Source organism: Nitrospira sp., assembly GCA_016873435.1.
Taxonomy (GTDB): Bacteria; Nitrospirota; Nitrospiria; order Nitrospirales; family Nitrospiraceae; genus VGXF01.
The window spans coordinates 102616-116754 of sequence record VGXF01000002.1 but is presented as its reverse complement, the minus strand read 5'-3'; the positions used below and the strand labels follow the sequence as shown (position 1 = coordinate 116754).

14 protein-coding genes are annotated in these 14139 nt (G+C 59.4%); 5 read left to right on the top strand and 9 right to left on the bottom strand.

Features of this window, described 5'->3' with window-relative positions:
• Positions 1-64: 64 nt before the first annotated feature.
• Entirely contained in the window at positions 65-478 is a 414-nt protein-coding gene (locus FJ248_02235; protein MBM4119706.1) for an exosortase system-associated protein, TIGR04073 family, read from the bottom strand.
• A gap of 62 nt (positions 479-540) precedes the next feature.
• Here FJ248_02235 and lnt point away from each other — a divergent pair, with 62 nt between their 5' ends.
• The 5 genes from lnt (at position 541) to FJ248_02210 (ending at position 6694) form a co-directional block, all read left to right on the top strand.
• Complete coding sequence (gene lnt, locus FJ248_02230; GenBank protein ID MBM4119705.1) at positions 541-2115, top strand: apolipoprotein N-acyltransferase; 1575 nt, start codon at positions 541-543, stop codon at positions 2113-2115.
• A protein-coding gene (locus tag FJ248_02225; protein MBM4119704.1) for a peptide chain release factor 2 occupies positions 2105-3236 on the top strand; the annotation gives its coding sequence in 2 pieces (ribosomal slippage) (positions 2105-2161 and positions 2163-3236; 1131 coding nt in all). The genes lnt and FJ248_02225 overlap by 11 nt, the downstream gene beginning before the upstream one ends.
• 10 nt (positions 3237-3246) lie before the next feature.
• Positions 3247-4731, top strand: a complete 1485-nt coding sequence (lysS, locus tag FJ248_02220) for a lysine--tRNA ligase (protein ID MBM4119703.1) — start codon at positions 3247-3249, stop codon at positions 4729-4731.
• A complete protein-coding gene (locus FJ248_02215; GenBank protein MBM4119702.1) occupies positions 4728-6026 on the top strand; it encodes an FtsX-like permease family protein in 1299 nt (432 codons plus the stop codon). Before lysS ends, FJ248_02215 begins: the two co-directional genes overlap by 4 nt.
• A gap of 5 nt (positions 6027-6031) precedes the next feature.
• Entirely contained in the window at positions 6032-6694 is a 663-nt protein-coding gene (locus FJ248_02210; GenBank protein MBM4119701.1) for an ABC transporter ATP-binding protein, read from the top strand.
• Positions 6695-6898: 204 nt separating this feature from the next.
• Here FJ248_02210 and FJ248_02205 read toward each other — a convergent pair whose 3' ends face one another.
• The 8 genes from FJ248_02205 to FJ248_02170 all read right to left on the bottom strand — a co-directional run bounded on the left by FJ248_02205 (position 6899) and on the right by FJ248_02170 (position 14003).
• Entirely contained in the window at positions 6899-7708 is an 810-nt protein-coding gene (locus FJ248_02205; protein MBM4119700.1) for a tryptophan synthase subunit alpha, read from the bottom strand.
• On the bottom strand, positions 7705-8907 hold the full coding sequence (gene trpB / locus FJ248_02200) for a tryptophan synthase subunit beta (protein ID MBM4119699.1): 1203 nt from the start codon (positions 8905-8907) through the stop codon (positions 7705-7707). Before trpB ends, FJ248_02205 begins: the two co-directional genes overlap by 4 nt.
• The gene (locus FJ248_02195) at positions 8904-9560 is read right to left on the bottom strand and encodes a phosphoribosylanthranilate isomerase (protein ID MBM4119698.1); all 657 of its coding nucleotides are present in this window, start codon (positions 9558-9560) and stop codon (positions 8904-8906) included. The genes trpB and FJ248_02195 overlap by 4 nt, the downstream gene beginning before the upstream one ends.
• The gene (gene trpC / locus FJ248_02190; GenBank protein ID MBM4119697.1) at positions 9557-10387 is read right to left on the bottom strand and encodes an indole-3-glycerol phosphate synthase TrpC; all 831 of its coding nucleotides are present in this window, start codon (positions 10385-10387) and stop codon (positions 9557-9559) included. Before trpC ends, FJ248_02195 begins: the two co-directional genes overlap by 4 nt.
• Positions 10384-11397, bottom strand: coding sequence for an anthranilate phosphoribosyltransferase (trpD, locus tag FJ248_02185; protein ID MBM4119696.1), 1014 nt, complete (start codon positions 11395-11397; stop codon positions 10384-10386). The genes trpC and trpD overlap by 4 nt, the downstream gene beginning before the upstream one ends.
• Positions 11398-11488: 91 nt before the next feature.
• Positions 11489-12055 (bottom strand): aminodeoxychorismate/anthranilate synthase component II, encoded by a 567-nt coding sequence (gene pabA, locus FJ248_02180; protein MBM4119695.1) that lies wholly within the window; start codon positions 12053-12055, stop codon positions 11489-11491.
• Between the two features lie 96 nt (positions 12056-12151).
• Positions 12152-13648: an anthranilate synthase component I gene (gene trpE, locus FJ248_02175; GenBank protein ID MBM4119694.1), complete on the bottom strand. Its 1497-nt coding sequence runs from the start codon at positions 13646-13648 to the stop codon at positions 12152-12154.
• A 16-nt stretch (positions 13649-13664) separates the two neighbouring features.
• Positions 13665-14003 (bottom strand): LysM peptidoglycan-binding domain-containing protein, encoded by a 339-nt coding sequence (locus FJ248_02170; protein MBM4119693.1) that lies wholly within the window; start codon positions 14001-14003, stop codon positions 13665-13667.
• Between the last annotated feature and the right edge of the window lie 136 nt (positions 14004-14139).

Genomic DNA, 14139 nt, shown 5'->3' with positions numbered 1-14139 from the left:
CCTATCTCGCCGAACAGCCCGATCTCGTAGGCAAGAGACGCGCAACGAGATACAACCGACGCGCCTAGCGATTGTCCGGTTTCAGCATCGGAGCGGCCGGCTCGCCTGACGGCACCGTCAACTGAGAAGCCGGCTCGGACTCCCAAGTATATTCGGGGAGCATCATCGGCTGGTAATGAGCCGGCACGGGGATCGGGAAAGTCACCACCTCGTAGGCGCCACCGACCGTGCGGGCGATGGACATACCTATCCCCTCGAACGGGCCGCGGAACATACCCTGCACCCACCCCTCGTCCTTCCAGACAAGGTAGATCTGCTTGGGAAATTCACCAAAACCGGTGACTAGATTGATCACCCCGCGCACGAACTTGGTGCCGATCTGCTGGGGCACCGACGGTTCGTCCGCCAGAGCTATTACCGGTGGGAAAGCAAATACAAGAAGAAGCACCACGCGCAGGAAAATCATGCACCAGATCATACCCTAACAGAATTCATTCCGTCACCTTGCAACGGGAAGACGCTTTCGATAATGTACGCGCGATGACCGTCTCGTCCGCGCGTCCATGGGGGCTGTCCGCCCTGACCGCGCTCCTCTACCCCCTCTGCTTTCCTGATTTTTCCTTTGGCTGGCTGGCGTGGGCCGTGCTAGTTCCGCTCCACCTCGCCCTTGACGAGGCCTCACCGCGCCGCGCCCTGTGGCTCGGCTGGGCGGCTGGATTTCTGGCTTTCACCGGCATCATGTCCTGGACTGTAACGGCCATGCACCAGTACGGCAGGATGCCGCTCGTGGCGGCCTATCCGGTCATGTGGCTGCTAGCCGCCTACCTAGGCCTCTACATCGGGCTCTACACAATGACCTTGGCCTGGCTGGTGAAGCGTCAGATCGCCTATGCCTCGTTGGCCGCGCCTTGTATCTGGGTCTCATTGGAATTAACTCGCGCGCATGTTCTCTCGGGCCTGCCCTGGATGCTCCTTGGCTATTCGCAGCACCAGTGGCTGCCGATCATCCAGATCTCGGACATCACCAGCGTGTACGGCGTGTCGTGGGTAATCGTGCTCGTCAACGTCGTGCTGACCGATCTGCTTCGCTGGAGCTGGAGCCGATTTTATCGACGCCACCGGCCCACGCTGCCGTGGCACGCGCCAGCATTAGCCATCCTGACTCTGACGGCCTCGCTGGGCTATGGGGAAGCAGCCTTACGTAACATCCCGCCGCCAGACAGCAAGCAGTCTGTTGCGATTGGTCTGGTCCAGCCGAATATTGACCAGGCACACAAGTGGGATCAGGCCTATCGGAGAGCTACACTCGACCGCTACGCCGCGCTGACGGCGCAGGCCGCGAAGGACGTGGACCTCGTCGTCTGGCCGGAAGCGGCTACGCCCTTTCTTTTTGAGGACGAACCGGTCTACCGTACCGAATTGGCCTTGCTCGCGCAGAAGCAAGGCGTCCCGCTCCTGTTCGGCAGTCCCGCACTCCGGCGCTATGCGAACGGCCGTCCTTATCTGCTGAACAGCGCTTATCTACTGTCGCCGGACGGGCAGATTGTCGGCCGCTACGACAAGCGCCACCTCGTCCCCTTCGGCGAATATATTCCCTTCCACTCGTCCCTGTTGTTCTTCCTCGACAAGCTGGTGGAGGGGATCGGTGATTTTGAAGCCGGCACCACGGCCACGGTTTTCTCACCTCCCGTGCGGCCGGACGCGCCACAACCAAAAGTGAGCGTCGTCATCTGCTACGAGGTGATTTTTCCTGGCCTGGTCCGCGAGTTTGTCGAGCAGGGCGCCACACTGATGACCACCATCACCAACGACGCCTGGTTCGGTAACTCGTCCGCCCCCCACCAGCACTTTGCCATGGTGATTTTCCGGGCCGTCGAAAACCGCGTGGCCTTCGCCCGCGCGGCCAACACCGGCATCTCCGGCTTCATCGATCCGTCCGGGCGCGTGTTGAACGCAACGCCCCTAGTCACGGAGCAGGCCGTACGCGGGCGGGTTCCGCTGCGGACCGGTCTGACTGTCTATTCCCGCTACGGTGATGTATTCGCCTACGCTTGTGTTATAATCGTCGCGCTATTTGGAATCGTAGCCTTCCGGAGGAGATCTTATGCTCGATGAAGTGCGCGCGCGCGTCAAAGCCGTCCGTGATCAGGTGCGTGAACTTCGGGGGCATCTTTGACTTTGCCCATCTAACAGCGGAACTCCACGCGGTGGAACAGCAGACCACGCAGCCAGATTTTTGGAACCACCCGCAACAGGCCGCACGAATCAACCGCAAAAAGGCCTCACTCGAGCGGGACATCAACCGCTGGACAGCCATTGAACGACAGGAAGGCGATCTCACCGCCCTCCTGCAGCTGGCTGAGGAAAGTGAGGACACCGATCTTGCGCGTGAACTCGACAGCTCCCTACTCAAGTTCGAACAGGCCATCGAACAGTTACGCATCGAGCTGCTGCTCTCCGGCGAGCATGACAACAGCAACGCCATTGTGGCCATTCATCCCGGCGCGGGTGGTACGGAATCGCAGGACTGGGCGCAGATGCTGATGCGGATGTACGTCCGCTGGGCTGAGCGCAAGGGCTTTAAGGTCTCCGCGCTGGACCTCCAGGGCGGTGATGTGGCGGGCATCAAAAGTGCGACACTCTCCATCACCGGCCCGCACGCCTATGGCTACATCAAGGCCGAGGCCGGTGTGCACCGGTTAGTGCGCATTTCCCCTTTCGACGCCAACAAGCGCCGGCACACATCCTTCGCCTCGGTGTTTGTGTATCCGGAGCTGGCGGATGACGCGGACGTTGAGATCGACGAAAAGGACTTGCGCATCGACACGTTCCGCTCCGGCGGCGCCGGCGGGCAGAACGTAAACAAGGTCGAAACCGCCATCCGCATCACGCATATTCCGACGAACACCGTCGCCCAGTGCCAGAACGAACGATCCCAGTTGCAAAATCGAATGGGCGCCATGAAAATCCTGAAGGCCAAGTTGTTCGAGCTGGAGCAGCAGAAGAAGCAGGAAAAGTTCAACGCGATCGTCGGAGAAAAGAAGGACATCAGCTGGGGCAGCCAGATCCGGTCCTACGTGTTCCAACCCTATCAATTGGTGAAGGATCTGAGAACCGGCGTCGAGGTGGGCCAAGTGGACGCCGTCATGGACGGCGACATCGACCGGTTCATCGAGGCCTACTTGAAGCTGAAACTCACAAAGGGTGCCGTTCAGCCGGTAAAGGATCTGGAGTAACGCACGGGCCATGGAAGACAACGATCAACGTCAGCAGCGGCTGAAGAAGCTCGAGACTCTCAAGGACATGGGCGTGCCCCCCTATGGGGCGCGCTTCGAAATCAAGGACCGCGCAGGCGCCCTCACGCGCGCGCACGGCGTCAAATCCAAGGAGACGCTGGAGCAGGAGCGGATTGCCTGCACCATCGCCGGACGCATTGTCGGCTTGCGGCGGTTTGGCAAGGCCGCCTTTGCCGTACTACAGGACGGCGCAGACCGCATCCAGACCTATCTCAAGAAGGACCACCTCAGCGAACAGGCCTACAGAATTTGCGAGGAATTAGATCTTGGCGACTGGATCGGTGTGAGCGGGGTCCTCTTCCGTACTAAGACAAACGAATTGACCGTGGAGGTGCGCCAGCTCACATTCCTCAGCAAAGCACTCCGCCCCCTACCCGAAAAGTGGCACGGGCTCACGGACGTTGAAACCCGCTACCGCCAGCGGTACGTGGACCTGATCGCCAACCCGTCCGTACATCAAATCTTTGCCACGCGCAGCCGCATCATCGCGACGATCCGCACGTTCTTGATCGACAAGGGGTTCCTGGAAGTCGAAACGCCGATGATGCAGCCAATCCCTGGCGGCGCGACCGCCCGCCCCTTCGTCACACATCACAATGCGCTGAATACCGACCTCTATCTGCGTGTCGCACCAGAGCTCTATCTCAAGCGTTTAATCGTCGGCGGCTTCCCGCGCGTCTTCGAAATCAACCGTAACTTCCGCAACGAGGGCATCTCGACGATCCACAACCCCGAGTTCACGATGCTCGAATTCTACATGGCCTACGCTGATTACCACGACCTCATCGCGCTGACCGAGGAACTGTTCGGACGGCTGGCCAAAGACGTACTAGACTCGACGACACTGGAGTATCAGGGGGCGCAGATCAATCTGGCCGGGCCCTGGCGGCGCTGGTCCTGGCGTCAGGCCCTGCTGGAGGTCAACACGCTCGACGAGTCCATTTTTCAGGATCGCGCGGCCGCCTATGCCGCCGCCAAAAAACTCGACGGTCGGATCGAGATCGCCAAAGATGCTAGCCACATGGACATCCTGAACGAAATTTTTGAGGAAACGGTTGAGCCGCAGCTCATCCAGCCGACCTTCATTACCGATTACCCGATTGAGATTTCTCCCCTCGCACGCCGGAAGGACGTCGACCCGTCGCTGACCGACCGGTTTGAGCTTTTCATCGCGGGCCGAGAAATCGCCAACGCCTTTTCTGAGTTGAACGATCCGCTCGATCAGCGCCAGCGGTTTGAGGCACAGGTGGCCAAACGCGCGGCGGGCGACGAGGAGGCTCATTATCTCGACGAGGACTTTCTGCGCGCGCTGGAGTACGGCATGCCGCCCACGGGGGGTGAGGGCATCGGCGTCGACCGGCTCGTGATGCTTTTCACCAACCAGGCATCCATTCGTGACGTGATTCTGTTCCCCCAACTGCGGCCCGAGAAATGAACCCGGGCTCCTACGAGATCTTCATCGGCCTGCGCTACCTGCGCGCCAAACGACGCAACCGCACCATCTCGCTCAACACTTTTGTCTCCGTCGCTGGCATCACACTTGGCGTAGCCGCCCTCATTGGCACGCTGGGCATCATGACGGGCTTCAAGGAGGACCTGCAGGCCAAGATTCTTGGTACGACCTCGCACATCGTTGTGCAGGAGCGGGCCCGCGAGGGCATGACGAACTACGAAGCCATCGCGTCCCAGGTCGAGCGCATCCCACATGTCGTGGCTGCCACCCCCTTTATCTACCGTCAGGTCATGCTGACGTCGCGGTCGGCCGTACAGGGCATCGTCGTGCGCGGCATCGATCCGAAGCGTGAAATTCGCGTGACCGACCTGGGGAAGAACATCGTCGTTGGCAAGCTGGACGATCTCGAATCGGCTGGAGACATGCCCACCGCCCCTATCCCGCCGCAACCGGCCGCTGGCGCCCTCCCCAGATCACTCACGCCTCCAGGCATGGCACTGGGCAAGGAACTGGCCCTGCGCTTGGGCGTGACTGTCGGTGACAGCGTCAACGTAGTCTCGCCGGTTGGCTCGGACGCCTCGCTCAACACCATGCTGATGACGCCCAAGATCCGCACCTTCAAGGTTGCCGCCATCTTCCAGTCTGGCATGTACGAGTATGACTCGTCGCTCGCCTATCTGTCGCTGGCAGAAGCTCAGAAGTTTTTCAACCTGCCCGGCGCCGCCACCGGCATCGAGGTGAAGGTGGACGACATCTTCCAGGCAGTGGAGATTGCTCAGGACATCGAGCACTCGCTCGGGGTGTCCTACTGGGCACGCGACTGGATGCAGCTCAACCGCAACCTCTTCGCGGCGCTGAAGCTGGAAAAAACGATGATGTTCCTGCTGCTGATCCTGATCATCACCGTCGCCTCCTTCAACATCGTCAGTACGCTCACGATGATCGTCACCGAAAAGCAGCGGGAGATTGCTATTCTCAAAGCCATGGGCGCTACCCGGAAGGCCATCATGCGCATCTTCATGCTCAACGGGCTGATCATTGGCGTGGTGGGCACAACCATTGGCATTCCGCTTGGCTATGCGTTTTTGTATTTGATTGAAAAGTACTGGACCTTCGACTACACGGTTTACTACATTGCGCACATTCCGGTTCACATTCAGGCTGTCGACGTACTGCTCGTGTCGGTATCGGCAATCCTCATCAGTTTCGCTGCCACGGTCTATCCGTCGCTGCAAGCGGCCAAGCTCGACCCGGCGGCTGCACTCAGGTACGAGTGACGGGCATGATCACGATCACCGATCTTCGAAAATCGTTTCAGATGAACGGCCACACGCTGCACGTGCTGAATGGCATCACGCTGACCATCGCCAAGGGTGAACTCATCGCCGTCGTGGGCGCGTCGGGAGCTGGAAAGAGCACGTTTCTGCACATCCTTGGTATGCTAGACCGTCCGACCAGCGGCTCTGTGCGATTCGATGGGCAGGATCTGTTCAGCTTATCTGAGGGAGCCCAGGCCGAATTCCGCAACAAGCGGATCGGCTTCGTGTTCCAATTTCACCACCTGCTGCCGGAGTTCACCGCACTGGAAAACACGTTTCTCCCTGCCCTAATTCAACATCGGCCGGACGATGAGGCACGCGCGGAGGCCACTCAATTGTTACAAGAAGTGGGACTGGGAGACCGGTTGCATCACAAACCGGGCGAACTGTCTGGTGGCGAGCAGCAGCGGGTAGCGGTAGCACGGGCGCTGATGCAGCGGCCCGACCTCGTGCTCGCTGACGAGCCGACGGGCAACCTGGACACCCACACCGGCGACGCGCTGTTTACGTTGCTGCGGAAACTGAACAAGGTTCGTGGTACGACTTTCGTGATCGTCACCCACAACAACAAACTGTCTGCTCAAGCCGACCGGATCATCAGCATGAAAGACGGCTGCATCGGGTAGCGCTCCATTTCTACATTATCGGATAGTTCGGTAACAGCTACTGCGGTGCTCGCACGAACCTGTACCCAAAAGTGCCGTACCCCGCTCATGGCGACCAACCGTTTTGCACGCTGCTGTTCAGCTAGGCTGTAGGCCGCATAAATGCTGATTTCTTTATGATTGTCTGGTCTCTGTGTCCGGGGGATGGTGCCATGCGTAGAACTGCTATGCCATGTGGCCGGGCGCAAGCGCCGCCTTTAATGTCTGCACAAACTGCCCGACCCGTTCGACCATACGACCGTCCTGGTGATGCTCGCCAATTTGCCGGACGATGGCGCTGCCGACGATCACGCCGTCCGCCACCCGTCCGATCTTCGCGGCGTCCGCTGGCGTCGCCACCCCAAAGCCGACAGCCACCGGCACTAGAGACTTGGTGCGGATCCGGTCTACGTTCCTGCCCACTTCGGTAAAATCAGCCAGCTTCGAACCGGTAATGCCGGTCAACGACACATAATAGAGAAATCCCGTCGACTTCCGCGCCACCATGGTCATTCGGTCCGGCGTGCTGGTCGGTGCGAGCAGATAGATGATCTTCAGCCCAGCCTTTGCAGCATGAGCAGCCAAGGTGCCGGCTTCCTCCGGCGGCATGTCCGGCACGATCAGACCGTCAACGCCGGCTTTCGCCGCCGCGCTGAAAAAGACCGCCTCGCCAAAGGCATGGATCGAATTGGAATAGGACATCAGCACCAGCGGGATGTGCGTTTGTGCGCGGAGCGTGGTGACGGTCGCCAGAATTTTTTTGAGCGTCGTGCCGCTCCGCAAGGCCCGCTCGGCTGCCTGCTGGATCACCGGCCCATCAGCGATGGGATCAGAAAAGGGCACGCCCAGCTCGATGACGTCGGCGCCAGCCCGCTCTAGTTCCAATACCAATCGTTCCGTCTCGTACAACGTCGGATCGCCCGCCATGATGTAGGCGATCAGGGCCTTCTCACCCTTCGCTTTTAATTTGCGGAACGTCGTGTCGAGCCGGTTCACAGGGTGACCCCCTTGATCCGTGCGACCTGATTCACATCCTTGTCGCCACGACCTGACAGATTGACAATCACAATCTGCGACTTTTTCATCTTCCGCGCCAACTTGATGACTTCGGCAATCGCGTGGGCGCTCTCAAGCGCCGGCACGATGCCCTCCTCGCGCGCCAGCAGATCAAAGGCCACCATTGCCTCGTCGTCCGTCGCCGAGGTGTACCGAATGCGTTTGAGGTCGTGGTAGTAGCTGTGCTCGGGACCGACCCCCGCATAGTCGAGTCCGGCCGAGACGGAATGGGTGAGATTCACCTGCCCATCGTCATCTTGCAACAGATAGGTCATCGTGCCGTGCAGTACACCCGGCCGGCCTCCATCAAAACGCGCCGCGTGCTTCCCGCTCGCTATACCAAGGCCGGCCGCTTCGACACCAGTCATGGCGACTGTGCGGTCTTTGACAAAGGCATGGAAGAGACCGATGGAGTTGCTGCCCCCACCAACGCAAGCGACCAGATGATCCGGCAGTCGCTTCTCGGCCACCAGGATTTGCTTGCGCGTCTCACGACCGATCACTGACTGAAAATCACGGATCATCATCGGATAGGGATGCGCCCCGAGAACTGAACCGAGAATGTAATGAGTGGTGCGGACGTTCGTCGTCCAGTCGCGCATGGCCTGGCTGATCGCGTCCTTGAGCGTCCGGCTGCCAGCATCCACACCGGTCACGGTCGAGCCCATTAGACGCATGCGGAACACATTCAACGCCTGGCGCTGCATGTCCTCCGTGCCCATGTAAATCTCGCACTGAAGCCCGAACATCGCGGCCACGGCCGCGGTGGCCACGCCGTGCTGGCCAGCCCCGGTCTCCGCGATGATGCGCGGCTTGCCCATCCGCTTTGCAAGCAGCGCCTGGCCGATGGCATTATTGATCTTGTGCGCGCCGGTGTGACAGAGGTCTTCGCGCTTAAGATAGATTTTCGCCCCTCCCAGTTTCTTCGTTAGCTGGCGCGCGAAATAGAGCGGCGTGGGGCGTCCGGCATAATCCTTGAGACAATGTTTAAATTCAGTTTGGAATCGCCGGTCGCGGCAGGCCCTGCCATATTCGCGTTCCAATTCAAGCAGCGCCGGCATGAGCGTTTCAGGCACATAGCGCCCGCCATACGGCCCGAACCGCCCGCGCTTGTCAGGGATCTGTTCCATGCGTTTCATACGCAGGAGGGAGTATAGCCCTCGCCCTCCTGTGACTCAAGCTTCGCTGCCATGATGAAGGCCCGCACTTTTGCACGATCTTTTTTGCCGGGACTCGATTCCACACCAGTGCTCACATCCACGCCATAAGGCCTGACCGCCCGGATGGCCTCAGCCACATTCTCGGGCGTAAGCCCACCGGCCAATAATACGGGTACCGCTCTCGCCACTTCTGCCGCCAAGCTCCAATCAACCACTGTGCCCGTTCCGCCATAGGTCGCGACCGAAAAAGCATCGACAACAACCCCGCGCACGCGGGCCCTGCCTTTGTACTCAGCAAGCGCCAGTAATGAGCCCCGGTCCTTGAGTCGAAGCGCTTTCATCACCGGCCGCCCCAGCAGATCGCAATAGGCTGCCGCCTCGTCGCCATGCAATTGGGCAATGGCCAGCCCGCAGTCGTCCATCCAGTCGCGGACAATCTTAACATCCTCGTTGACGAACACGCCGACCGGCAGAACGAACGGTGGCAGTTTCGCCACAATCTTTTTCACCACGTCAGACTTCACAAACCGCGGGCTCTCGCGATAGAAATTGAAGCCCAGCGCGTCTGCCCCAGCCTCCACCGCCGCCAGTGCGTCGTCGACATTCGTAACTCCACAAATTTTGACCTTCATGTTTGGCCTGCGTTCGACACCCGCCCTCGACCCGATAGCTCGGCGATTTTATCGCCGATGCGTTCCGACTTGATCAGCGACTCCCCCACCAGCATGGCGTGGATGCCGGCGTCGACCAAGCGTTGCACGTCATCTCGCTTATGGATGCCGCTCTCGCTGACTATAATCTTATCAGATGGAATGCGCTTGGCTAGACGCAACGTCACTCCCAGATCGGTCGAAAAGGTTTTCAGATCCCGGTTGTTGATACCGATCAGGCGCGCCTCAGGGATCCGCTCGAGCACAACATCAAGCTCCCTCTCATGATGCGTTTCAATGAGGGCATCCATGTTTAGTTCTTTTGCCAACGTGAAGAAGTCTTCCAGTTGCCGCCTCTCCAAGGCTGCCACGATCAACAGAACGCAATCAGCTCCATAGGCCCGCGCCTCGTAAAACTGGATATCGTGGACCATGAAGTCCTTGCGAAGCCCCGGCAGACCCGTCTTATCCTTGACGGCCTTGAGATCGTCGAGGCTGCCCTGAAAAAAATTCTTGTCGGTCAAAACGGAGACGGCTGAGGCGCCGTATTCTTTGTACTGTTCGGCAATCTTGACCGGCTCGAACTGGTCCTGGAACTCTGCTCGCAGCAGGCCCAGGCTCGGTGAAGCCTTCTTGACTTCAGCGATCAGCGCGGGACTCTCCGGCTTGCGGGTGGCCTCGAGCGTGATGGCAAAGGGCAGGGCCGGCGACTGATCCCGGATCTTTTCCTTGAGCTCAGCCAGGTAACCGCGGCTCTGTTTGTGCCGGATTTCCGCTTTCTTGTGCTCGAGAATCCGATCGAGAATCATGGCTTGTTCGTGAACGCGATCAACTGCTCCAGTTTCTGCATCGCCGCGCCGCTATCGATTGCCTTACCCGCTAGAGAAAAGCCTTCCTGCAATGTTTTGGTCTTCCCCGCCGCCACGAAAGCCGGTGCCGCATTTAGGCAGACGATGTCGCGCTTTGGACCTTTTCGCCCTTTGAGGATGTCCTTTGTGATCTGCGCGTTCTGCTCGGGCGTACCGCCAACGAGCTCCGTGATCTTCACCCGCTGTAGGCCGAACTCCTCCGGCTTGATGAAATAGCTCGACACGACGCCTGCCTTCCCTTCAGACACGCGTGTCGAATCTGTCAGCGTGATTTCATCCAGCCCGTCCATGCCGTGCACCACGAAGCAATGCTGCGTGCCTAGATGACTGAGCACTTTGGCCATGATCTCGGTCAGGTTGCCGTCATACACGCCCAGGACCTGCATTGCCGCACCAGCTGGATTGGTTAGTGGGCCCAGAATATTGAGCAGCGTCCGGATGCCCAGCTCCTGTCGGGGCACCGCGCAGTGTTTCATAGCCCCGTGGAAGAGCGGCGCGAAAAGAAAGCCAATCCCAATATCGTTGACGCAGTCCTCGATCCGCTGCGTCGGCAGATCGATCTTCACGCCCAGCTCGACCAGCACGTCGGCGCTGCCGGACTTTGAGGAAACCGACCGGTTGCCATGTTTGGCCACCGTTAGCCCGCCGCCAGCTGCCACGAAGGCTACCGTGGTGGAAATGTTGAAGGTGTGGGACCGGTCCCCGCCGGTGCCGCAGGTGTCCACCACCATAGGATTGGCCACGCGGATGCGGGTGGCCTTCACGCGCATGGCCCGGGCCGACCCGGCAATCTCTTCGACCGTCTCGCCCTTCATCCGCAGGCCCATCAAATAGGCCGCAATCTGCGCTGGTGTGGCCTGCCCGTCCATGATGGCGAGCATAGCCTCCTCGGCTTCCTTTTCCGAGAGGTTCGTCTTCTCAGCCAGTTTGGCGATGGCGTCTTTAATCATACTGACCAGCTACTAGCGAACAGCGGACAAGACACAATTACATACTCCTTATCATAATTGAGGCTTCTTCTAGCTGCCAGCTAGCAGCTCTTCACTTCAGCTGCAGAAAATTCCTGAGCAGGTCCTTTCCGGCGGCTGTCAGGATGGATTCCGGATGAAACTGCACCCCTTCGATCCCCAGTTTCTTGTGACGCAGGCCCATGATCTCTCCCTCGGCCGTCTCCGCTGAGATTTCAAAACAGCCCGGCAGCGTCTCCCGCTTGACAATTAGCGAATGGTAGCGGGTCGCCTCGAAGGGGTTTGGAAGGTTTGCAAAGATGGTTTTTCCGTCGTGATGAATCATGGACGTCTTGCCGTGCATGAGTCGGTCTGCCCGCACCACATCACCGCCGAACGCCGCGGCCAAAGACTGATGCCCGAGGCAGACACCCAGCACAGGAATCCGCCCACTAAAATGCCTGATGACGTCGATCGAGACACCCGCCTCCTTCGGCGTGCAGGGTCCGGGTGAAATCACAATGCGTTTCGGGCGCAACCGCTCAATCTCTTCGATCGTGATCTTGTCGTTGCGATACACCCGGACGTCTTCCCCCAGCTCGCCCAGATACTGGACGAGGTTGTAGGTGAATGAGTCGTAGTTGTCGATCATCAACAGCATGGCGCTCCAGACTGGTCAATGGGCAATGTTGTATGGTCACGTTGGATCAAGCCGGCCCGGTCATCCTCCATCCCCCCTCGACCATTAACCATACCCCTACTCCAACCCTTGCTCTGCCAGTTCGATGGCCTTCATCATAGCCTTGGCCTTGTTGCAGGTTTCCTCGTATTCCTTCTCCGGCACCGAATCGGCAACGATCCCTGCGCCGGCTTGGATATAGGCGTGGCGGCCCTTGATGACGATCGTCCGGATGTTGATACAGGTGTCCATGTTGCCGGAGAAACTGAAATAGCCCACCGCGCCAGCATAAGGGCCTCGCCGCGTCGGCTCCATTTCCTCGATGATCTGCATGGCTCTAATTTTCGGTGCGCCTGAGACGGTCCCGGCTGGAAAACAGGCCTGCATAACATCATGCACGGTCTGGGAGGGATCCAGATCACCGACAACGTCGGAGACGAGGTGCATGACATGCGAGTAGCGCTCTACGCGCATGAGCGTCTCCGCCCGTACCATACCCTTACGCGCCACGCGGCCCACGTCGTTGCGGCCCAAATCCACCAGCATGACGTGCTCGGCTCGTTCCTTGGCGTCTGCAAGCAGCTCTTTCTCCAGCGCCAGGTCCTGTTCGTGCGTCTCTCCGCGCTTGCGCGTGCCCGCGATCGGGCGGACGGACACCAGCCCGTCTTCGCACCGCACGAGAATCTCTGGCGAAGAGCCTACCAGTTCCACCCCGCCGAGGCGCAGGTAATACATGTAGGGCGACGGGTTGACTAGCCGCAACGCGCGGTAAATCTGGAGCGGCGTCGTCTGAATGTTCGCCTCCCACCGCTGGGAGAGCACCACCTGGAAAATGTCGCCAGCCTTGATGTACTCCTTGCTCCGCACCACCATTTTTTCGAAGTCCGCCTTGCTCATATTCGACGTAAATGCCAGCGGCTTGCGGCGGCGCTTGGGCTTCGTCCGACAGAGTGGCCGGCGCAGACGGGTGATCATCCCCTCAATCCGCTTGACCGCGTCAGCGTAGGCCCGCCGCACGTCACTTTCGGTCTGAGATGTGACGTGGGCGTTGGCGACAACCTTGATCGTCTGCGCTACGTTATCAAAAATCAGCAGCGTATCCGTGATCAGAAAAGCGAACTCTGGCAGGCCGAGCGCGTCTTTGCGGCGGGCCGGAATGTCCTCGAACGATCGGACTACATCGTAGCCCAGATAGCCGACGGCACCCCCCACAAAGCGCGGCAGTCCCGGCACCGTCACCGGCCGGTAAGCTGCCAGCACGTTTTTCAGATAGTCTAGTGGATTGCCCTGCATGGGCAGACGTTTAGTTTTTGCACCCTCCGTGAGAATTACCTCGCCTTTGTCTTCACGGATCACGATCGGCGAGCCGCTGCCGAGGAAGGAATAGCGGGCCCAGTTGTCCCCACCCTCGATGCTTTCGAGCAAATAGGCGGAGGGACCATGATCGATTTTGGTGAAGGCTGAAACGGGGGTTTCGAAGTCGGCGAGGATCTCTTTATACAGAGGGATCAGGTTGCCCTGTCTAGACAGGGCATGAAACTGCTCAAAGCTTAAGGAGTACGAAAACCGTGTCATACCGTCGCCACATATACTACGGCTGCGGTGGGGCCACAATGAGCTGCTGCCCCACTTCAATCACGTCGTTCTTCAAATTATTCCACTGCCGGAGTTGCTGGGCAGATACGCCGTTTTGGCGCGCAATCCTGAAAAGGGTCTCGCCCGCTTGCACCGTATGCACGGAGGGTGAACCGCCAGCTGGGGCCGCGGCCGCAACAGGGGCCGGGGCCGCCATGGTTTCGGGCTTGGCTTTCCTGGCCTTTTTGGGCTTGGCGCCCTTGGCTCGCCCACCCGCCTCAGAATCGCGGGCAACCGCGGCCTCTTCTTGGATGCTCGTCATTTGCTCACGAACTGCCTGAATCTGCGCTGCCATCTCACGATTGCGCCCCTCGAGTTCGATCTTTTCGGACTTGACCCGCTTCAACTCGGTGTCCAGATCGGCGGTCCGCTTCTCTTCTTGGGCGAGCAACCGCTGGAAGTTCAAGCTCCGCGCCTTTTCCGATTCGTAT